Genomic DNA, 21,036 nt, shown 5'->3' with positions numbered 1-21,036 from the left:
CGGCATCCGGTGGGCATCAGTCCGTGGAGGATGGGAGGATGGAGACATGACTTCAACCTTGTTGCCCGCCCTGCGCGGAGAGCAGATTGCGCACACTCCCGTCTGGTTCATGCGACAGGCAGGCCGATCACTTCCCGAATACCGCGAACTGCGTGCCGGCACCGCAATGCTTGATGCCTGCCGGACCCCGGAGCTCGTCTCCGAGATCACCCTGCAGCCGGTGCGCCGTCACGGTGTGGATGCCGCCATCTTCTTCTCCGACATCGTGGTGCCGCTGCAGGCGGCCGGAGTCGATGTGGAGATCGTCCCCGGCACCGGTCCCGTGATCGCGAACCCGATCCGCAGCCGTGCCGATGTCAACGCACTGGCCGAGCTCGAACCCGAGCAGATTCCCGATATTGCGGAATCCATCGGCCGGATCCTCGAAGAGCTGGGCCAGGAGACTCCGCTGATCGGATTCGCCGGTGCTCCCTTTACGCTGGCCAGCTACCTCATCGAGGGCGGACCGAGCAAGAACCATGAGAAGACCAAATCCCTCATGGCCTCCGACCCGGAGACCTTCTCCCTGCTGCTGAGCAAGCTCGCTCGGATCTCCTCGACCTTCCTCGACGTCCAGCTCGGCGCCGGAGCCTCAGCGTTCCAGCTCTTCGACTCCTGGGCAGGCTACCTGTCCCGCCGCGACTACGAGGCTCACGTCGTCGAGCACTCCAGCGCGGTCTTCGAATCGCTGCGCCACCACGAGGTGCCGAGCATCCACTTCGGTGTCCAGACCGGTGAGCTCCTGACCTCCATGTCACGCGCCGGCTCCACCGCAGTCGGCGTAGACTTCCGAGTCGACCTGGACGATGCCTCAACGCGAGTGCAGCCGGGCCAACCGCTGCAGGGCAATCTCGATCCGGCGCTGCTCTTCGCCCCTTGGGAGGCTCTGGCACCGCGAATCGAGGAGATCGTGAAACAGGGCCTCAACCATGAAGCAGGCTTCGTCTTCAACCTCGGCCACGGCGTCCTGCCCGACACCGACCCGGACGTGCCCGGACGGATCGTGGACGAAGTCCACCGCGTCTCCGCAGAGATCCTGGCCGCACGAGGCTGAGGCGATGCGTCACATCACGATCGTCGGGGGAGGAATCTCCGGTCTCGTCACCGCCCATCGACTGGCCCCCGACCATCAGGTCACACTCATCGAAGCCGACTCCCGCCTCGGCGGCTGCCTGCATTCGACGACCTTGAACGGGACTGTGCCCGTGGGCCTCGACACCGGTGCCGAAGCCAGCCTGTACCGTCGCCCCGAGACGAAGGACCTGGCTGCCGAACTCGGGCTCGACGTCGAATTCCCCTCCACGAAGCACAGTTCACGAGTCCTGTCGAAGGGACGACTCCACGCGATCCCCAAACGCACGGTCATGGGAGTGCCCGGCGATTCGGCCGAGGTCCGCGACCTTCTCGGGCCGGTCGCCAGCGAGCGCGTCGCACATGAGGTCATCACCGCACCGATCGACGGCGGCGATGTGTCATTGGGGGACTTCCTCAGCGACCGCCTCGGCGCTGACCTCGTCGACACACTCGTCGACCCTCTGCTTGGGGGAGTGTATGCGGGACGATGCCGTGACTTGTCGCTGGCGGCGACGGTGCCTGCTCTGCTGCCAGCCGCAGCAGAAGGCACCTCGGTGCTCGAACTGGTCGAGAGCCTGCTCGCAGCCCGTGACGCGCAGTCGGCAGCGCTGGCTGACGGGGAGACCCCGCGGCCGGTGTTCATGAGTCTCATCGGAGGGATCAACCGTCTGGTTCCCGCCCTCGTGGAGCGCATCCGCGAGCACAACGGCACCATCCACACCGACACACGAGTGAACTCGGTTCGCGTCGACAACGGTCGCTGGACCGTTGAAACCGAGGACTTCAGCCTGGAATCCGACGGTCTGGTGCTGGCCACCCCCGCACACGTGACGAAGGATCTCATCGCCGAGGTGGCCCCTCGGTCCGCATCGATGCTGGCCTCCGTGCCCTACGCGTCCACCGCTCTGATCCCTGCACTTGTCGAGCTCAGAGAGGGTGAACTCGACGGCTCCGGCTTCCTCATCCCGCCGACGGAGAAATCATTCATCAAGGCGTCGACCTTCGTGTCGAACAAGTGGCCCTGGACGGGGGAGCGCATCCCCGCAGGAACCGCCCTGATCAGGATGAGCATCGGACGATACGGGGACGAGCCCGGGGTCTGGCAGGACTGTACGGACGAAGAGCTCATCTCACAGGCCTTCGACGACTGGCAGGCCACCGTCGGCCGGAGTTCGGATCGGCTGATCGCGGCCGAGGCGCATCGCTGGGAACGTGCTCTGCCGCAGTACCTGCCGGGGCATGGTGAGATGGTGGCGAGAACCGATGAGGAGATCAACGACATCGCCGGACTCGAACTGGCCGGTTCGGCCTACTTCGGTGTGGGCATTCCTGCCTGCATCAGCCGGGCAGAGACCGTAGCCCAGAGAATCACATCGATGCAGACCTGAACACTCCAGACGGGCGCGACCACTTCGCAGCCCCGACCACCTCGCAGGCTCGACCGCTACACAGAATCGTGCACAAGCACCGACACACAGAAGAAGGAGCAGGAATGAGCGAATACTCTCACCCCACCGACGAGCAGATCGATCAGGCGAACAACGAGACGCGCTATATCGCGTATTCGGTCTTCGCCTCCGCCGGCGAACTCGGTGACGCCGATCGCGCCGAACTCGCCGACGAGGTCCACGAAGCACTCGCCCCGTTGAAGGAGCAGGGTCTCGTCGTTCGCGGAATCTACGATGTCTCCGCCCTGCGCGCAGATGCCGACGTGATGTTCTGGTGGCATGCGCCGACCATCGAACTGGTCCAGGCCGCCTACTCGGCAGTGCGCCGCAGCATGCTGGGCGGAGTCCTCGAACCTGTGTGGTCAGTCGTGGGACTTCACCGTCCGGCCGAGTTCAACAAGGCGCACCTGCCTGCACTGCTCACCGATGACGAACCAGGCAAGTACATCTGCGTGTACCCGTTCGTCCGCTCCTACGACTGGTATCTCCTTGATCCCGCGGAGCGCTCGAAGATGCTGCGCGATCATGGCATGGCCGCCGCTGGCTACAAGGACATCAAGGCCAATACGATCGCTTCCTTCGCTCTTGGTGACTACGAATGGCTGCTGGCCTTCGAAGCCCCCGAACTTCACCGCATCGTCGACCTCATGCGCGATCTGCGCAACACCGAGGCGCGCCTGCACGTGCGCGAAGAGGTTCCGTTCTACACCGGGCCGCTGCGCGAACTCGTCGATATCATCACCGACTGGCGCTGATTTTTCGGCTCGGGGCCGCGACGGGGGAGACCACCTCGGCGCGGCCCCGAGTGCGTTCCGGGACGCGCACCCCGCGCTGACTATTCGGGGTTCTGCTTCTTCACCACATAGGAATGGCCGTTGGCGTCGGTGCGCATCTCCAGGCCCATCGCGTCGAGGCGCTCATGGCGCAGGTGCTCATCTTCGTAATAGCCACCGGGACGGGAGTTGTCGACTTGTGCAGGGCCGACGATCTTGCGGAAGAAGCGATTGAGCCAGGCAACGCGTCGCTGAGGATCGTGGGAGTCTGACATGTGATTCCATTCGGTGATGTGGAGCCGGACAGCTGGCGTCGGGCTGAGATGAACGCAATACATACAGTGTACACTAATCATTAGTGCACTAACTAAATGGCGTCGCCGGTGGAAGGACAAAGAAGAGATGCAGACCAGAAACGATCCTCTGGCTCTGGAGAGCCAGATCTGCTTTGCCCTGGCCGTGGCCTCTCGCGGAGTGATCTCCGCCTATCGCTCGGTGCTCGAGCCCATCAGCCTCACCCACCCGCAGTATCTGGTCATGTTGGCTCTCTGGCAGCATGAGAGGCTGCCAGTGCGAAAGATCGCCGAGCTGCTGCGACTCGAGGCGGCAACGGTGTCGCCGCTGATCAAACGTCTCGAAGCATTGGACTACGTGGAGAAGCGACGCAGCAGCCACGACGAGAGGATCGTCGAAGTCTCCCTGACCGAGACTGGTGCGAATCTGCGGAAGACGGCTGAGGCGATTCCCGGGCAGATGATGGCCAAGCTCGATATGGGCGAGGCAGATCTGTGTGAGCTCCACTCAACGATGACACGCCTCATCGAGGCAGTCGACGCCTCTCAGGCGCAGCAGCAGGACAGTTCGGCCCAAGCCTAGTGTGTCCCGAAGCCTCAGGCGATCGCTGGGCGTGACATCGGTGTGTGCTCGATCCCGTCCTCGAAGAATCGTGGACCGTTCGGGCTGAACCCGAAGCCGGCGTAGAAGCCCTCAAGGTGAGATTGGGCGTTGAGCGTCAACAGTCCGTGACTGTGACCGGCGACGAGCTCACTGATGAGCCGTCGCCCCCAGCCTCCGCCGCGGACCTCGGGATTGGTCACGACGCGACCGATGCTGCGGGCACCGGGCTCGAACGCCGGCCCGTCCGGGAAATCGGGCGGCAGCATACGAGCGTAGGCATTGGGGGCCAGACTCCGGCCCACCTCGGCGCCGTGAGAATCCTGCATGGTTCGAACGTCTCCGGGGAAGAAGGCATGCAGGGTCTGCGGCAGAGTGTCCACACCGTCCTGGTCGAGGAAGATGCAGCTCTGCTCGACGACGAAGACCTGGGAGCGCAGCTGCATGATCCCGTAGAGCTCGGCGAGGGTGAGTTCGTCGAAGGTTTTGACGACGAGCTGGGAGTCTTCGCTCACTCCTGTCCCTCGGTGAGCCGCAGCGACACCGAGTTCAGGCAGTAGCGCAGGTCGGTGGGCGTGTCGTAGCCTTCGCCCTCGAACAGGTGACCCATGTGCGAATCGCAGTTCGCGCACCGGACCTCGATGCGCTCCATGCCCATCGAAGAATCGCGGAGGTAGCGCACCCGGTCCTCGGCCAGTGGTGCATAGAACGAGGGCCAACCGCAGTGGGAGGAGAACTTGGTGTCTGAGGGGAACAGATCCGCGCCGCAGGCACGGCACTGGTACATTCCGACAGTCGTCGTGTCGACGTATTCGCCCGTGAACGGACGTTCCGTACCGCCCTGCCTCAGCACCGCGAATTCGGCAGGAGTGAGCACATCCTGCCAGCGGACTTCCTCGGGATTGGCTTCTGCATTGGCATTCGGTGACTGACTCATCGCGACCTCCGGGCCTTGTCGGTTTCTCGTGTCTCCCATTGTCCCACCGCCGCCTGACACACCGGCAGTCCGGCTGCGGACGATGCGTGGTGTGGCAGCGCGTGGACTCTGGGAAGCCTTCTCACCTGCACAACAGCGTTTGGAGACTGCTCATTCCTTGGGCGACAATGAAGGCAGGAGGTTTTCATGGTTCGCGACACTAAATTCCCGACTCGCCTGCTTCTGGCTTCGGTGGGTGTCGGTGCTGGGATCGGCGCTGTGATCTCGGTGGCGTCCTCGGGGCTGGCCGTCTACTTCGCACGTAAGATCGTGGTGCCCGAGAATGCGCCGGAAGAGCTCGAGATTCTCCACATCGATGGATTCTCGCCCAATATGCGCATTCATCTGCCCGCCACCGAAGAGACGACGGTGCGCGGCACCTATGGCCTCTACTTCAACCAGGGTGCCGGACATGCCGTGATCGGTGACATCGTCGAATACGATCCGCGGTCGAGAACCGTGTCCCGGGAGATCCTCTCGGTGACTCGCGGCGACATCAAACGTGCCGCTCACGGCCGTTGGACGGGCATCGTGTACCCGGAGCCGCTGGCGGCTGGAGTCGACGCGAAGGACATCGAGATCGAGTCCGATGCAGGCAAGCTCCCGGCCTGGCTTCTGCCCACCGACCATCCCGAGCCGCAGAGCACCTGGGCGATCCTCGTCCACGGTCGTGCCAGCACCCGTGCCGAGGGCCTGCGTGCCGCACCGATCCTCAACACGCTGGGGATTCCTGCGATCGCCATGTCCTATCGCAACGACGCCGAGGTGCGGGTCGAGACCACCTCTCGCTACGGACTCGGCGACACCGAATGGATCGACGTGGACGCCGCGATCGACTTCGCGCTCTCACACGGTGCCAGCGACGTCGTTCTCATCGGCTGGTCGATGGGTGGAGCCATCGCGCTCCAGGCCGCTTCCCGCGGACGCGACAGACGTTTTGTCAAGGCACTCGTCCTCGACGGACCAGTCGTCGACTGGGTGAATGTCCTCGATAACCAGGCCCGCCTCAACATGCTGCCGACCCCGATCGCGAAACTCACCTTGGAGATGATCACCCAGCCGTGGGCGCGTCCGATCACCGGGCTGCAGACGCCGCTGGACCTGGGCCGATTGGACTGGGTGACCCGTGCCGCTGAGCTTGACGTTCCGGTGCTGCTCATCCACTCCGACGATGACGAGTTCGTACCTTCTTCGCCATCTCACGCGCTGGCATCGGTGCGCCGTGACCTGGTGACGATGCCCGTCTACGAGAAGGCCCGCCACACCAAGGAATGGAACGTCGACCCCGTCCGCTGGGAAGACGATGTGGCGAACTTCCTCGAGGCGAAGGTCCTGCCCAAGAGCTGATCACGGGTCTCAGGGCCGCAGCACCAGAGTGTCCTCGGTATGCCGGTCCAAGGCATCCGGAGTGTAGGGCCAGGGCCGGGTCTTATTGGCTGCCCAGTCCTCGGTCTGATCCGCATAATGCGGGTGGAAGGCATGACCAGAGGCACCCGTGAGGTTGATCCACTGCGAGTGGTTGAAGTCCTTGAGGTCGATGATCTGCCTCATCGAAGGCACCCAGTTCGTCTCGAATCCGACCGAGGCATCCCAGCCGGTGGCGTTGACCTCTCCGGAACCGCCCGCGACCTCATAGGGGCCACGGTTGAACAGCTGCTCGATGGGTTTGATCCCCGATTCGCCGAGGCTGGCGTTGCGGATGGTCAGTCTGTGCAGAATGCCCCAGCGCCAGGTCACGGGCTCGGAGCCGAGCAGATCCTCGGTCGTCTCCCACGCCGAGTCCATGGCCCGAGTCAGTGCCTCGTCCCGATCATCGACCTCGGAATCGGCCCACCAATCGGAGTCGGGGTCCTTGAGCTGGTTCTTGATGATGAGGTACCAGCGTGACCCGCCTCCAGGCGGCACAGCGTCGGGCAGCTTGGGAGCGAAGACCTCGTCGAGGATCGTCTTCGTGAGCACGTTGAAATAGGCTGCGGCGGCACTGTTGGCATCATCGCGGCCGTCCCATGACGAGAGCAGCTCCTGCGCTTCGGCGATGTCGCTGCCTTCCTCTGCCTCAAGGTCCTCCAACAGAGGGATCAGGGTCAGGGCAAGTGGATTGAGGTCATCGCCCTGAATCCGAGACATGTCGTCAGTCGTGACGTCTCCGTCGGCAATGGTGTCCTGGACCAGCTTCGTGATTCGCCGAGCCCGGTCCCCGTCGTCGAAGTCATTGCTCAGCTGGACGGAATCCCCAGGGGGAGTGACCGGGTTGTTGGCCGTCACGATCCACCCGCGTTCGGGGTTGTAGAGACTCGGCAGGTCCTTGAAGTCGAGGTATCCCTGCCAGTTTTCGTCGGTCTTCCACCCGTGTCGGGGCAGCATGCCGTCGCCCTTGCCCCGTTTGGGGATCTTGCCCGGTGCCTGGTAGCCGATGTTGCCGGCGGTGTCCGCGTAGATGAGGTTCTGGGACGGCACGTCGAAGAGCGAGGCGGCCTGACGGAATTCGCCCCAGTTCCTGGCCGCGTTGAGTCCGAAGATCGCGGAGGCAGTATTGCCCGGCTGCAGAGCCGTCCACTGCAGCGCCAGCTGGTAGTGCTCCTCCGCCGGACCCGATTTCGTATCGGAGGTGTCGGCTCCCGTCGCAGCATCGAGGACACCCCGGTAAGGGCCCTCGAGGTCTGAGATGAGCGGACCATTGCTCGTCGAGCGGATCGTGATCTCGCGCGGTTCCTGCTTCGCGATCTTCACGGTCTCTTTGCGGGTGGTGACCGCTTCGTCGCCGGTGTCACGAACTGCTTCGCCGTCGCGGATCCTCTCCACCACGAGGTCGGCGACGTCGGGTCCCAGATTCGTCAGCCCCCAGGCGATGTTCTGGTTGTGTCCGATGACGACCCCGGGCAGTCCGGAAAAGGAGAAGCCGGACACGTCGAAGGGGCATTCGGGTGTGATCTCGGTGCAGCGCAGACCGATCTGATACCATACCGAGGGCATGGACGGAGACAGGTGCGGATCGTTGGCCAGAAGCGGGGCGCCGGTGGCCGTGTGCTCACCGGAGACGACCCAGGAATTCGATCCGATGTCATGACTGTTGACCCCCAACAGTGTGGGCAGCGACTTCAGCTGCTGCTTGAGCTCGCCGAGGTTGCCCGGAGTCTGGCCGTCCACCTCGGCGTCCGTTCGTGGTGCGTTGACGCCGGTCACTTCGCCGCCGGCTCGTGCTTCGTCCTCGCTGGAGTTGTCTCCGGGCGCGTCACCGCCACCTGCTGTGCTGCCACCGCTTTTATCGCCACCGGACTTGCTGTCGCCACCGGGTTTACCCGCTCCGCTCTTGCGGCTTGTCGCGGGCGCTTTAGCTCCGGCGTTGCCGCCGGTGATCGTCGGTCGGGTGTCATAGGGGTAGTCGGGGTAGATATCGGCCATCTGCTCGTCGTCGAGTCCGGTTGTGCTGATGGCGCGGTCGATTTCGTCCTCAACGTTCGAACGCAGGTCCCAGGCCATGGCCTTGAGCCAGGACACGCTGTCGACGGGTGTCCACTCCTCGATCTCGACCCCACCGTTCTGCAGGCCGACGATTCCGTACTCGAGGGACACCTCGGTAGGGGACTTGTCGTGCAGATAGGCGTTCACGCCTTCGGCATAGGCTTCGTAGTATGCGCGCGTTTTGTCATCGAGTGCCGCGACCTCCGCCTCGGCGACCTTGCGCCAGCCCAGAGTGCGAATGAACGAGTCGGTGCCGAACTGTGATTCTCCGAAGAGCTCCGAGAGTCGACCCGAGGTGACATGCCGGCGGAAGTCCATCTCCCAGAAACGGTCCTGGGCATGGACGAAGCCTTGGGCCATGAAGAGATCATGGGAGGTGCTGGCCTCGACAGTTGGGACTCCCGATTCATCTCGTGTGACGCTGACCTCGGCATCGAGGCCAGGCAACGACATGTCGCCGTCCGTGGTGGGAAACGACCGACGCATGATGAAGACACCGAGCAGGGTGAGGATCAGCAGCAGGACGAGGACTGCGGCGAGGACGCGGATGAGGACCTTCATGCTCACGAAGCGATGCGATCCCGATGGGCGGCGGACCGCCGCCACCAGTGCACTGGAATCCTCGGGATCCGCGTCTGCCATGTGTCTCCTTCGGCCAAGTCTGAGTTTCAGCTCAGATTATCAGGTGAAGTGACCTCATCAGGGGGTTTGGGCGGGTAGACGAACGTGACGAGAACGACGGAGATCATCATCAGCAGGAACCACGCCACGAGCTTGGTCACCGGCACCAGCTCCCAGTCGTCGACCTGAGAGGGGTAGAGCCAGGCGCCGGTGACGGTGCCGATGTTCTCAGCGATCCAGATGAAGAACGCCACCAGCACAAAGGCGAGAAGCACCGGCATGCGCAGCGTGAGCCTGTGCACATGGAAATGCATGCTGCAGCGGAAGAAGACCACGGCCACAGCCAGGACGAGGACCAGCCGCACGTCGACCATGAAGTGGTGGGTGAAGAAGTTGATGTAGATCGCTGCGGCGATGACTGCGGTGATCCACCTCGGCGGGTAATGACTGAAGCGCAGATCGAAGAGTCGGTAGACGCGGACGATATAGGAGCCGACGGCGGCATACATGAACCCCGTGAACAGGGGGACGGCCCCGATGTGGAGGACACCGCCTTCCGCGTAGTCCCACGAACCCACCGAAGTCTTGAAGATCTCCATGCCGGTGCCCACGATGTGGAAGAGCACGATGACCCAGAGCTCGCGCCCGGTCTCCAGACGGAAGATGAGCATGAGGGCTTGGATGAGGACAGCCAGGATGACGAGGAGGTCATTGCGGGCCAGGCTCGCATCGTCGGGGTACCACCACGCTGTGGCGATGATGGCCAGCAGCATGAGGGCTCCGAACAGGCACGCCCACGCCTGCTTGATTCCGAAGACGAGGAACTCTCTCAGGCCGGCAGGGATCCGACCCAGATGCCGATTGGCCAGATCGTCGAGGACGCGTTCGCGACGAGTGAGCTCGTGCTGATCGGCCATGAGGTCCTTGTCCGGGTGGGAAGCGGTCGAGGACGATTCTATCGCGGCCGGCGCGGCGATCGACCCGCGCCGGAATTCGTCTGGGCGAACGCGTCGAGGCCTTCGTCAAATAGACTTCGAGACATGCACATCCTCATCTTCGGAGCCTCGGGCCATGTCGGCTCGGGACTTGCTCAGCACCTGTCCGCCGACCACCGCATCACCGGAATCGTCCGTTCACAGCCGGAGGCCAAGACTGCCTACACTCCGGTCGTTGTGCCCGAATGGGTGGAGCGACCGCAGACTGTCGTCGACGAACTCGGCCGCGTGGGAACACCACCGGTCGACGCTGTCATCGCCGCGGTCGGCGGTTGGTCCGTCGACATCTCGATGGTTGCCCGCGGCGTCGACTCCTTCGACGCGGACTACGGTTCGTACCTGCGTGGTCATTTCGCGGCCTGTGCCGTGTCGGAGGCGCTCGCCGAGGCGGGTGGCAGTGACCGAATCCGCCACCTGACTCTCAACGGCGTCGCCAGCGTCGAACCCTGTGCCGGATCCGGAGCCATCAGCGTCTTCGGTGCGGCCCAGGAGATGCTGCTCAGGGTTGCCGCGGAAGAGACGGACTCAGTGCACTACCGCGAACTCAAGGTCATGGCGCCCATCGCCGGCGACGACCGCAACGACCTCAGCGGGGGAGTGGAGACCATCGGACTGACGACCGTCGCCGAGGCTGTCATCGACATCGTGAGCAGGCCGGAGGATCACGAACTGAGCACGCAGCTCAACGTGTAGCTCGCAGCTCGACGTTGAGCTCAGGCTCGACCGTAGCGGACGAAGACCTGGTCATCGACGGCCCGCACATCGATGAGTCGCAGATCGAGGGTGGCCTCGAGCTGGGAGAAGTGGCTGCCGGGGGTGCGGCTGTAGAGCGGACTGAGACTCAGATGCAGTTCGGCACCGGGGACGGCGTCGAGGAGACGGTAGGCCAGATTGGGCCCCGATTCGCACACCAGGGTCTCATTCGTGGATTCGAGAGCCTCGATTGTGGCGGCGGCAGTCTCGGGAGTGAAGTGCTGGGCTCGGTAGTCGAGGCCCGCCTCGGCGAGCTGCTGGGTCAGTGCCTTCGGATCTGATTCGGTGAGGACATGCACGGGGGTGTGCTCGAGTGCCTTGCCCGGTGCGTTGATGACCGGCAATGCGGGATTCAGCGCGGTCCGGCGATCGATGATGATGGCACCCGCCTGCTTGCGGAGCGACGTGAAATAGGCGAAATCGGCCTTGGTGGACACACCCGTTGACCAGCCGTCCTGGGCATAGGAGCCGTTGATCGACTGCACCAGGGAGATGATGAGCTTGCGCGTCACTGTGCCTCTATTTCTGCAGCTGGGACTCAGGTCCCATGGCGATGCGCGGGTGGGCGTCGGGGTCGATGGTCTCAAGGATCCACGTGAGGTCTTTCTCCTTGAGGGTCACGCAGCCGTTGGTCCCCGAATCATGGTCGAGGTGCAGCCAGATCCCACCGCCCTTGTCCCACCCCAGGGGGCGTGTCCTGTCGGTCGGCGGTGTCCCCGGGACGCGGTTGTAGTCGATGGCGATGATGTAGTCGAAGACCCGTTCGTACTCGGACCCGTAGGCCACCGTCGCCGATGAGGGGAGCCGATCATCCTGGGAGTAGGGGAGCTGGGTCCCCGGATCCTTTTTGTACCCGCCGGCATCGCTGAGAGTGAAGACTCCTATCGGTGAGGTCTTGTCGCCTTCCCGCCGATCGGCCAACCACCCCTTCTTCCCGTTGTGGATGTCGAAGGTCTTGCGCTTCTTCCAGTCGCCGTCGCCGAAGGTGTAGAAGCTCAGCTGTCCTGAATCGGAGCTCGCATCCGAGCCGCTGGCAACAAGGACCTGTGAGGTCTCGGCAGGGATCTGCGACGCAGTCTCCGGTCCGAGTCCTGGCACCGGTACAGAGTGGGCGGGCCCGGTTTCTTCTTGGGGTGCTGTTCCGGGCGGGGTCATCTGAGCAGGGGCGGCGAAATCACCGAGGTCGTTCTGCTGTGCGGGGGCCGCGACCACACCGGAGGGAACGGCGGCGCCGTCATCGTCTTCGCTGTCGGTCGGTGTCCCGCACGACGACAGCGTCAGAGCCAGAACAGCAACCGTCAGGCTGGTCCCGGTCCGGGTTCCACCACTGAACATGGGGTCATCTTCTCACGAACCTTGAGAACGCCGTGGTAATGACTATGCGAAAATGACCCCATGAGCATTCCACCTGTGCCGAACCACCCTCCGCGCCCCGGGCGTCGGAAGCCGGCCGAGGAGTCTCCAGATTCGATCACGACGCAGTTGTTCATCGGTCAGGACAAATCCCCGGCTGCTGATGGTTCAACCCAAGCACTCAGCTCCGAGGAGCTGGCCAGGCTCCGGTCGATGGTGTCCTCCGACGGCGCCGAGGCCACCGAGGTGCTCAGCCTCGACGAGCTGCGCCAGCTGGCCGCAGCAGAGAACGACGCATCCACCGGCAGCAGCGATCCGGTACCTCGAAAGGCAAGTTCCGAGGACATCGCCGAAGCCCAAGCCGCTTCGGCACCGAAACAGTGGAACCCGCAGGGTGCCTCGGCCCCGACCCCGCCGCAGCCCGAGCAGTGGGGACCGGAATTCGGTGCACCCGGCCCTCCAGCCGGACCCCCACCACAGCAGCCGATCCCTCAACCACATCCCTCTGAACACCCCGGAAGTGAGTCGCTCGTGCCCAACGGCGCATCAGCCTACGCCCCACATGCCGCAGCCGCCTACGCGGGAACCGGCGGTCCCGGACCCACGAACGGAGGCTATGGCCCCGGTGGTCCTGGCGGACCCGGTGGATATGGGCCGGGCGGTCCGGGTGGGCCCGGCGGGTACGGTCCCGGCGGTCCAGGCGGATATGGTCCGGGCGGGCCAGGTGGTCCGGGAGGCCCCTATCGACGGGACCCCGATACCAGGAAGGTCCCAGGCTGGCTCTGGGCGCTGGCTGCCATCGCTTTGATCCTCGCACTCGGCATCGTCGGATACATCGCGTGGGACGCAACACAGGGCAAGGACGACGATGCCACCGGCACGTCCTCCCAGGGACCGTCCGAGGGTGCGGGCTCCGAGACCGAGGACCCGGGGGCTTCGACGCCACCGGCCGCGGCAGAGTCGTTCAAGTCACCGTCGGGCAACATCTCCTGCACGATCGATGCAGACCGCACCAGGTGCGTGATCACGTCCTTTGACTACAAGGCTCCGGAGAAACCCGATGACTGCGAACTGGAGAATTGGGGCGCTGTCGTCGTGGCCAATTCCGAGGGCGCGGGCTTCTCCTGCGCGCAGGCGCCTGAGAATTCCGGCCCCGCTCGAGTCCTCGGCTACGGCGAATCGATCACCGCTGAGGGAATGACCTGCACCTCCACTCGAGAGGGTATGACATGCAAGTCCGATGAGTCCGGCGTCGGCTTCAACATGCGACGAGCCTCGGTCGATTTCCTCGACTAGGCAGAGTCACCTCGGCGATGCAAGGACCTACCACCTCGGCGAGATCAGGACTACGATCTTAGGATTTGGACAGATTTGGGGCGGACGGAGCAACCAGGGCTATGTTGATGGTGTGGCTCACAGGTTGCTCCTCCTTCCTTGCCGCGATGAGTCCTGATCGGACAGCACACTCGTCGCGGAGTTTTTCATATGCTGATTTAGCACACGATGAATGATTGAGGAACCATGAAACTGCAGAAGCCCACTCCCATGCCGTTCAGCAAATACAAGTCCTTTCAGGACCGGATCGCCCTCGATATGCGCGACCGCACCTGGCCAGACCAACTGATTCGCAAGGCTCCGCGCTGGCTGAGCACGGATCTGCGTGACGGCAACCAGGCCCTCATCGATCCGATGACACCCGATCGCAAGCGCAAGATGTTCGACCTCCTCGTCAAGCTGGGCTTCAAGGAGATCGAGGTCGGTTTCCCCGCTGCCAGCCAGGTCGACTTCGATTTCGTCCGCGAGATCATCGAACAGGACGCGATTCCTGACGATGTGCGCATCTCCGTGCTCACCCAGGCGCGTGAAGATCTCATCGAGCGCACCGTGGAGTCCCTCGTCGGTGCCAAGAAGCCGACCGTCCACCTCTACAACGCCACTGCACCGGTCTTCCGCAAGGTCGTGTTCGGCTTCGACGGTGAGGGCTTCGACCAGACTCGCGAAATCGCCACCCGCGGCACCCAGGCGGTCATGAAGCACGCCGAGTCACTCCTCGGCGACGCGGACTTCGGCTACCAGTACTCCCCGGAGATCTTCGTTGACACCGAACCCGAATTCGCTCTCGACATCGTCGGCAGCGTCCTCGACATGTGGCAGCCGGCCACCGATCGCGAAACGGTCGTCAACCTGCCTGCCACCGTCGAGCGCGGCACCCCGAACACCTACGCCGACCAGATCGAATGGTTCTGCCGCAACATGCCCTACCGCGACGAGGTGGCGGTGTCCCTGCACCCCCACAACGACCGTGGCACCGGTGTGGCTGCCGCAGAGATGGGCATCATGGCCGGTGCCGACCGCATCGAAGGCTGCCTCTTCGGCAACGGCGAACGCACGGGCAACCTCGACCTGGTCACCGTGGCACTCAACCTCTACACGCAGGGTGTTGACCCCGAACTGGACTTCTCCGACATCGACGAAGTCATCCATACCGTCACCGAATGCAACCAGATCGGCGTCCACGAGCGCCATCCATACGGCGGCGACCTCGTCTTCACCTCGTTCTCCGGCTCGCACCAGGACGCCATCAACAAGGCGTTCGCCGACCGTGAGAAGAGGGCCAACGAGCAGGGCGTGCCCGTGGACCTGATGGAGTGGGACATGCCCTACCTGCCGGTCGACCCGAAGGATCTGGGGCGCTCGTATGAGGCGATCATCCGCGTGAACTCGCAGTCCGGCAAGGGCGGAGTCACCTACCTGCTCAAGAGCGAGTACGGCCTGGATCTGCCGCGCCGCATGCAGGTCGAATTCTCCCGCGCCGTCCAGGCACACACCGAAGGCGGGGGAGAGGTCTCGGCCGAAGAGATCCGCCGCATCTTCAACCACGAATACCTGCCCAGCGATGATCCGGACAACGTCTGGGGCCGCTTCCAGATCGTGGGCCTGCGCACCGACTCCGGCACGGTCGATGACTCCGGGTCTGCCGAGCGCGTCGAGGTCGACCTCATCGTCGACGGCCAGGAACGTACCTACGAAGGACACGGCAAGGGTCCGATCGATGCGCTGGTGAAGATCCTCGTCGAGAACTTCGACGTTGATCTCCGACTCCAGGACTACACCGAGCACGCCATCGGATCGGGTGCCGACACCATGGCCGCAGCCTACGTCGAACTCGCTGTCGAGGACCGTGTGGTCTGGGGTGCCGGACTGCATTCCAACATCACCAAGGCCTCTCTCAAGGCCGTCGTCTCGGCGGTCAACCGGGCGGCACGCGACCGTGACGGAGAGCGCTGAGGTCTGACTCTCGAGACTGAGTCTGCCGGTCGGATCGAGGGCCGGCAGGGTGCAATCTCACAACTGATGTCTGAGTGCGGCGGGGATGATTCCCCGCCGCACTCTGCGATAATGGGCGGGTGCACAACTATCGTGATGAAGGCATCGTGCTCCAGGGGCACAAACTCGGCGAAGCCGACCGCATCGTCACTGTTCTCACCCGCAGCCACGGGCTGATCCGAGCAGTTGCGAAGGGCATTCGCCGCACCAAGTCACGCTTCGGTTCCCGACTCGAGCCCTTCATGCTCGTGGATCTGCAGTGCCACGTCGGCCGCAGCCTCGACATCGTCACCCAGGTCGAACTCATCGAACCCTTTGCCCGCGGCATCGGCGCCGACTATGACGCTTACTCGGCCGCGAGTGTGATGGCGGAGACCGCCGCTCGGATCACCGAGGTCGAACCCCAATCACGGACCCATTTCCTGCTCCTCGTCTCGGCCATCCGGTCCTTGTGCAACGGCGAGCATCCGCCGAGGTTGGCCCTCGACGCGTATCTGCTGCGGGCCATGTCCGTGGCCGGCTGGGCACCGAGTCTGCTCGACTGCGCACAGTGCGGCAGTCCTGGACCCCACCGTGCGTTCTCGGCTTCCCTGGGCGGTGCCGTGTGCACCACCTGTCGCCCCAGCGGCGCGGCCCTGCCGGACACCGACGCACTCGAACACATGGCGGCGCTGCTCTCCGGTGACTGGGAGCGCGCGGAGTCCTCGGACCTCCACGACCAGATCGACGGTTCCAAACTCGTCTCTGACTGGGTGTCGTGGCATCTGGAGCGCAATATCCGATCACTGAGAGTTCTGGAGAGCAGATGAGCTATCCCGCACCACCTCCGCACCCCAGCGGAGCCCGACCCCCGCGCATCGAGTCGAAATTCGTCCCGAATCACGTGGCCGTGGTCATGGACGGCAACGGCCGCTGGGCCAACGACCGTGGTCTGCCGCGCACCGAAGGGCACAAGGCAGGAGAGGCCTCTCTTCTCGAAGTCATCCACGGAGCCATCGAGATGGGCGTCGACTATCTGTCCGCCTACGCCTTCTCCACCGAGAACTGGAAACGCTCGCCCGACGAGGTTCGTTTCCTCATGGGCTTCAACCGTGATGTCATCCGCCGCCGCCGCGATGAGCTCAACGCTTTGGGCGTGCGCATCGTCTGGGCCGGGCGTCGTGGTCGTCTGTGGCGCTCGGTCATCGACGAGCTTGAGAACGCGGCGGAGATGACCAAGCACAACACCGGACTGGTCCTCCAGTTCTGCGTCAACTACGGGGGACGCTCGGAGATCGTCGACGCGGTCAACCAGATCACCGCCGAGGTGGCCGCCGGGAAGCTGAAACCGGGCAAGGTCAGCGAGAAGACCGTTCGCTCCCGTCTCTACGCCGCCGAGGTTCCCGACGTGGACCTGTTCCTGCGCTCATCGGGGGAGCAGCGGACATCGAACTTCCTGCTGTGGCAGTCCGCGTACGCCGAAATGGTCTTTCAAGACGTGCTCTGGCCCGACGTCGACCGTCGCACACTGTGGTCGGCGATCGAAGAATACGCACGCCGTGATCGTCGTTTCGGTGGTGCCGTGGACCGCTCAGGCTCCTAGTCGGTCGCGAACAGTCTGAGCCAACACGACAGCCCAGAGGCAAACACGAGGTCCCGCAACGAAAACGTTGCGGGACCTCGTGTCATGTGTGCTCGCTGCGCCGAAGCCGGATCAGCGGTGCCGGTGGATCAGCACGGCTGGGCGACTGCGCAGCGGCAGCGACTCAGTAGCGGTCGTGTGAGCGTTCGCCGCCGAAGCGGTCATTGCTGAACTTCTTGGCGCCTCCGCGGCGATCATTGCGGAAGTTGCGGCTGTCGCCGGGCTGCTTGTCGAAGTTGCGCTTCTTGAACGGACGAGCCGGACGGCCGGAATCCGGACGGATGTCGATCGGGCGGCCCTGGATCTGGGTGTTGGAGAGCTTGCGCATGACCGAGGAATCGAGATCCTTGGGCAGATCGACAAGGGTGTGGTTCGACCGGATGTCGATGTGGCCGATCTCCTTCGAGGTGAGACCACCCTCGTTGGCGATGGCGCCGACGACCGCACCGGGCTGCAGACGCTCATTGCGTCCGATCGCCAGACGGTAGGTGGTCATGTTCTCATCACGCGGACGGGATGAGCGTTCACGGCCGGGCTTGCCGTCGCGTCCGCCGCTGTCACGGTCACGGGCTGGCTTGCCGCGCGAAGGCTCCGGCATGGGATCGGCCTTGAGGGTGTTCGACTCGAGCACCAGCGACGCCAGCGCTGCGGCGATGTCGGTCGCAGGCACGTTGCGGGAGAGCTCGTACTGTTCGATGACGGTCGCGAGCTCGGTCAGCTCGGTCGTTGCGAGCACATCGTCGATGCGCTTCGTGAACTTCTCCACACGGGTGTTCGTCAGCTCTTCGACGCTGGGCATCTTCAGCTGTTCGACCTTCTGCTTCGTTGCGCGCTCGATGGAGCCGAGCAGACGCTGCTCACGTGGGGTGACGAAGAGAATGGCCTCACCTGAGCGTCCGGCGCGGCCGGTGCGGCCGATGCGGTGGACGTAGGACTCGGTGTCGTGAGGAATGTCGAAGTTGACGACCAGGGTGATGCGCTCGACGTCGAGGCCGCGGGCTGCGACGTCGGTGGCGACGAGGATGTCGACCTTGCCGTTGCGCAGCATGTCGATCGTGCGCTCACGGGCCTGCTGGGGAATGTCGCCGTTGATTGCCGAGGCCTTGAAGCCGCGGGCACGCAGCTTCTCCGCGAGCTCCTCCGTGGCCTGCTTGGTGCGGACGAACATGATGATGCCCTCGTACTCCTCGACCTCGAGGATCCGGGTCAGGGCGTCGAGCTTATGGGAGTGCTGGACCATGTGGTAGCGCTGACGGATGTTCGATCCGGTCTGCGACTTCGACGCGACCCGCACCTCTTTGGGGTTGTTGAGGTACTTGCCGGTCAGGCGGTGGATCGAGGTCGGCATGGTGGCGGAGAACAGAGCCACCTGACGTGAGTCACCGGACTGGCTGAAGATCTCTTCGATGTCTTCGGCGAAGCCCATCTTGAGCATCTCGTCGGCCTCATCGAGGATGAGGTGACGGAGGCTGCCGAGCCTGAGGGAGCCCTTTTTGAGGTGGTCGATGACACGACCGGGCGTTCCCACGACGACCTGAGCGCCGCGCTTGAGCCCGGACAGCTGCGGGCCGTAGGCCTGGCCGCCGTAGATCGGGAGGACGGAGAAGTCGTCGAGGTTCGTCGCATAGGAGGTGAACGCCTCGGCGACCTGGATTGCAAGCTCACGGGTGGGGGTCAGTACGAGAGCGAAGGGGCCGTCATTGGCGCGACCCGCCTCGGCGAGGTCGGACAGTGCCGGCAGGGCGAAAGCGGCGGTCTTGCCGGTACCGGTCTGGGCGAGTCCGATGACGTCGCGGCCTTCGACCAGTGCGGGAATCGTTTCGGCCTGGATCGGGGTCGGGGTTTCGTAACCCTGAGCCTGAACTGCCTGGAGGACGAGCGGGTGGAGACCCAGCTCGGAGAACTTCGGTGTTGTCGGATCGTCGGATGAGGACACATCGGTCATGAGTTTTCTCTCTCACGTCGGCACACACTTGATCGCAGATGACTGTAGTGGCGATCTACCCTGCGGCCGCTTGTGCAATCATCGTGAGCAATCCGGGCCGAAACCGTATGAGATCCAAGGCTTGCTTGGACAGACTTGAAAACCGTCAGTACGGAGAAAGGTTTGGGTGTACCTCAATTCTACATGCCACTCGCCCGCCGAGGTGGCTCTGCGGCCCGCTTTAAGTGTGAGTTCCGTCGCCCAGGAGTCGACAGCCACCGATCGCAGGCGAACCGATAGGCTGTACCTGCGAGCCACGGCAGCCGGCCGTCGGCGAACTACCTCAAGGAGAATAAACGTGGCACAGTCCAAGTTGGATGCCGTCATCGCCCTGGCCAAACGCAGAGGATTCGTCTTCCAAGCCGGAGAGATCTATGGCGGTTCCCGTTCGGCCTGGGACTACGGGCCGTTGGGTGTTGAGTTCAAGGACAACATCAAGGCCCAGTGGTGGCAGACCTTCGTCCGCGGACGCGAAGACGTCGTCGGACTCGACTCCTCGGTGATCCTGCCCAAACGGGTCTGGGAAGCCTCGGGCCACGTGGCTACCTTCGTCGACCCGCTCGTCGAATGCCTCAGCTGCCACAAGCGCCACCGTGAGGACCACCTCGTCGAAGCCTACGAGGCCAAGCACTCCAAGGCACCCGAGAACGGCATGGCCGACATCGTCTGCCCCGACTGCGGAAACCGCGGTCAGTGGACCGAGCCGCAGGAGTTCTCCGGGCTGGTCAAGACCTTCCTGGGTCCAGTGGAATCAGAAGCGGGTCTGAACTACCTGCGGCCTGAGACCGCGCAGGGGATCTTCGTCAACTTCAACAACGTCGTGACCGCTGCACGGAAGAAGCCGCCGTTCGGCATCGGCCAGATCGGCAAGGCCTTCCGCAACGAGATCACTCCCGGAAACTTCATCTTCCGCACCCGTGAGTTCGAGCAGATGGAGCTCGAGTACTTCGTTCGTCCCGACGAGGCAGACGACTACTACCGCGAATGGGTTGAGGCCTGCTGGAACTGGTTCCTCGACCTCGGCATCTCCGAGGACAACGTGCGTCGCCTCGACGTCCCCGAAGATGACCGGGCACACTACTCGTCGGGCACGATCGACGTCGAGTACCGCTTCGGCTTCCAGGGCTCCGAATGGGGAGAGCTCATGGGTGTGGCCAACCGCACGGACTACGATCTCGGCACCCACACCGAGGCCTCCGGCGCGAAGCTGCAGTACTTCGACCAGGCCAGCGGTGAACGCTTCACCCCCTATGTCATCGAACCGTCCTTCGGACTCACCCGCTCGATGATGGCCTTCCTCATCGACGCCTACACCGAGGACGAGGCACCGAACACCAAGGGCGGCGTCGACAAGCGCATCGTGCTCAAGCTCGATCCGCGTCTGGCTCCGGTCAAGGCCGCAGTCCTGCCGCTGAGCCGCAACGAGAAGCTGTCCCCGCAGGCCAAGGAGCTCGCGGCTCGTCTGCGCAAGCGCTGGAACATCGACTTCGATGATGCCGGTGCGATCGGACGTCGCTACCGTCGTCAGGACGAGGTCGGCACTCCGTTGTGCATCACGTTCGACTTCGACTCACTCGACGACAATGCGGTCACGATCCGCAAGCGCGACGACATGAGCCAGGAGCGCGTGAGCATCGATCAGGTGGAGAACTACCTGGCCGAGCACCTCGGCGTCTGAGGCTCGCCTGGGCCCCGGCAGAATCTGCTGCCGGGGCC

The 21,036-nt window shown here is 63.8% G+C and carries 19 protein-coding genes; 11 read left to right on the top strand and 8 right to left on the bottom strand.

Annotated elements, in window-relative coordinates; genetic code table 11:
- The first annotated feature begins 46 nt into the window (after positions 1-46).
- The 3 genes from hemE (at position 47) to hemQ (ending at position 3,316) form a co-directional block, all read left to right on the top strand.
- The gene (hemE, locus tag PGC08_RS11710; RefSeq protein WP_101556287.1) at positions 47-1,093 is read left to right on the top strand and encodes a uroporphyrinogen decarboxylase; all 1,047 of its coding nucleotides are present in this window, start codon (positions 47-49) and stop codon (positions 1,091-1,093) included.
- A 4-nt stretch (positions 1,094-1,097) separates the two neighbouring features.
- Complete coding sequence (gene hemG / locus PGC08_RS11705) at positions 1,098-2,501, top strand: protoporphyrinogen oxidase (protein ID WP_271708456.1); 1,404 nt, start codon at positions 1,098-1,100, stop codon at positions 2,499-2,501.
- A 104-nt stretch (positions 2,502-2,605) separates the two neighbouring features.
- Positions 2,606-3,316, top strand: coding sequence for a hydrogen peroxide-dependent heme synthase (hemQ, locus tag PGC08_RS11700; RefSeq protein WP_009884412.1), 711 nt, complete (start codon positions 2,606-2,608; stop codon positions 3,314-3,316).
- A gap of 80 nt (positions 3,317-3,396) precedes the next feature.
- Here the strand turns inward: hemQ and PGC08_RS11695 are convergent, their stop codons facing one another.
- Positions 3,397-3,609 carry a hypothetical protein gene (locus tag PGC08_RS11695; protein WP_035279299.1) on the bottom strand — a complete coding sequence of 71 codons (213 nt, stop codon included), beginning with the start codon at positions 3,607-3,609 and terminating at the stop codon, positions 3,397-3,399.
- 127 nt (positions 3,610-3,736) lie between these two features.
- Between PGC08_RS11695 and PGC08_RS11690 the strand changes: the two genes are divergently transcribed.
- Positions 3,737-4,210 carry a MarR family winged helix-turn-helix transcriptional regulator gene (locus PGC08_RS11690; protein WP_271708455.1) on the top strand — a complete coding sequence of 158 codons (474 nt, stop codon included), beginning with the start codon at positions 3,737-3,739 and terminating at the stop codon, positions 4,208-4,210.
- A 14-nt stretch (positions 4,211-4,224) separates the two neighbouring features.
- On the opposite strand, the gene PGC08_RS11685 is transcribed toward PGC08_RS11690, so the two are convergent.
- Entirely contained in the window at positions 4,225-4,743 is a 519-nt protein-coding gene (locus PGC08_RS11685) for a GNAT family N-acetyltransferase (RefSeq protein ID WP_096163031.1), read from the bottom strand.
- A complete protein-coding gene (msrB, locus tag PGC08_RS11680; protein WP_069600287.1) occupies positions 4,740-5,165 on the bottom strand; it encodes a peptide-methionine (R)-S-oxide reductase MsrB in 426 nt (141 codons plus the stop codon). The genes PGC08_RS11685 and msrB overlap by 4 nt, the downstream gene beginning before the upstream one ends.
- Before the next feature lie 186 nt (positions 5,166-5,351).
- On the opposite strand from msrB, the gene PGC08_RS11675 reads away from it, so the two are divergent.
- Positions 5,352-6,551, top strand: coding sequence for an alpha/beta hydrolase family protein (locus PGC08_RS11675; protein WP_271708454.1), 1,200 nt, complete (start codon positions 5,352-5,354; stop codon positions 6,549-6,551).
- A gap of 9 nt (positions 6,552-6,560) precedes the next feature.
- Here PGC08_RS11675 and PGC08_RS11670 read toward each other — a convergent pair whose 3' ends face one another.
- Together PGC08_RS11670 and PGC08_RS11665 are read right to left on the bottom strand one after the other, a co-directional pair.
- Positions 6,561-9,308 (bottom strand): penicillin acylase family protein, encoded by a 2,748-nt coding sequence (locus PGC08_RS11670; RefSeq protein WP_271708453.1) that lies wholly within the window; start codon positions 9,306-9,308, stop codon positions 6,561-6,563.
- Between the two features lie 26 nt (positions 9,309-9,334).
- Positions 9,335-10,204: a DUF817 domain-containing protein gene (locus PGC08_RS11665; RefSeq protein ID WP_271708452.1), complete on the bottom strand. Its 870-nt coding sequence runs from the start codon at positions 10,202-10,204 to the stop codon at positions 9,335-9,337.
- A 123-nt stretch (positions 10,205-10,327) separates the two neighbouring features.
- Here PGC08_RS11665 and PGC08_RS11660 point away from each other — a divergent pair, with 123 nt between their 5' ends.
- The gene (locus PGC08_RS11660; RefSeq protein ID WP_271708451.1) at positions 10,328-10,975 is read left to right on the top strand and encodes an NAD(P)-dependent oxidoreductase; all 648 of its coding nucleotides are present in this window, start codon (positions 10,328-10,330) and stop codon (positions 10,973-10,975) included.
- A gap of 20 nt (positions 10,976-10,995) precedes the next feature.
- Here the strand turns inward: PGC08_RS11660 and PGC08_RS11655 are convergent, their stop codons facing one another.
- Together PGC08_RS11655 and PGC08_RS11650 are read right to left on the bottom strand one after the other, a co-directional pair.
- Positions 10,996-11,547 carry a hypothetical protein gene (locus tag PGC08_RS11655; RefSeq protein WP_193078141.1) on the bottom strand — a complete coding sequence of 184 codons (552 nt, stop codon included), beginning with the start codon at positions 11,545-11,547 and terminating at the stop codon, positions 10,996-10,998.
- A gap of 7 nt (positions 11,548-11,554) precedes the next feature.
- Entirely contained in the window at positions 11,555-12,370 is an 816-nt protein-coding gene (locus PGC08_RS11650; RefSeq protein WP_096145624.1) for a L,D-transpeptidase family protein, read from the bottom strand.
- Positions 12,371-12,430: 60 nt separating this feature from the next.
- Here PGC08_RS11650 and PGC08_RS11645 point away from each other — a divergent pair, with 60 nt between their 5' ends.
- The 4 genes from PGC08_RS11645 to PGC08_RS11630 all read left to right on the top strand — a co-directional run bounded on the left by PGC08_RS11645 (position 12,431) and on the right by PGC08_RS11630 (position 17,297).
- Positions 12,431-13,684 carry a DUF6636 domain-containing protein gene (locus tag PGC08_RS11645; RefSeq protein ID WP_271708450.1) on the top strand — a complete coding sequence of 418 codons (1,254 nt, stop codon included), beginning with the start codon at positions 12,431-12,433 and terminating at the stop codon, positions 13,682-13,684.
- A 225-nt stretch (positions 13,685-13,909) separates the two neighbouring features.
- The gene (leuA, locus tag PGC08_RS11640; RefSeq protein ID WP_009881509.1) at positions 13,910-15,676 is read left to right on the top strand and encodes a 2-isopropylmalate synthase; all 1,767 of its coding nucleotides are present in this window, start codon (positions 13,910-13,912) and stop codon (positions 15,674-15,676) included.
- 119 nt (positions 15,677-15,795) lie between these two features.
- A complete protein-coding gene (gene recO / locus PGC08_RS11635; protein ID WP_009881508.1) occupies positions 15,796-16,524 on the top strand; it encodes a DNA repair protein RecO in 729 nt (242 codons plus the stop codon).
- Positions 16,521-17,297, top strand: coding sequence for an isoprenyl transferase (locus tag PGC08_RS11630; protein ID WP_271708449.1), 777 nt, complete (start codon positions 16,521-16,523; stop codon positions 17,295-17,297). The genes recO and PGC08_RS11630 overlap by 4 nt, the downstream gene beginning before the upstream one ends.
- A 163-nt stretch (positions 17,298-17,460) precedes the next feature.
- On the opposite strand, the gene PGC08_RS11625 is transcribed toward PGC08_RS11630, so the two are convergent.
- Positions 17,461-19,281 carry a DEAD/DEAH box helicase gene (locus PGC08_RS11625; protein ID WP_096145622.1) on the bottom strand — a complete coding sequence of 607 codons (1,821 nt, stop codon included), beginning with the start codon at positions 19,279-19,281 and terminating at the stop codon, positions 17,461-17,463.
- Between the two features lie 337 nt (positions 19,282-19,618).
- On the opposite strand from PGC08_RS11625, the gene PGC08_RS11620 reads away from it, so the two are divergent.
- Positions 19,619-20,998, top strand: coding sequence for a glycine--tRNA ligase (locus PGC08_RS11620; RefSeq protein ID WP_271708448.1), 1,380 nt, complete (start codon positions 19,619-19,621; stop codon positions 20,996-20,998).
- The last annotated feature ends 38 nt before the right edge of the window (positions 20,999-21,036 follow it).

It is taken from the genome of Brevibacterium sp. BDJS002 (assembly GCF_028201555.1).
In the GTDB taxonomy this organism is placed as follows: Bacteria; Actinomycetota; Actinomycetes; order Actinomycetales; family Brevibacteriaceae; genus Brevibacterium; species Brevibacterium aurantiacum.
The sequence above is the reverse complement of the archived record's forward strand: the minus strand, read 5'-3'. Positions and strand labels throughout refer to the sequence as shown.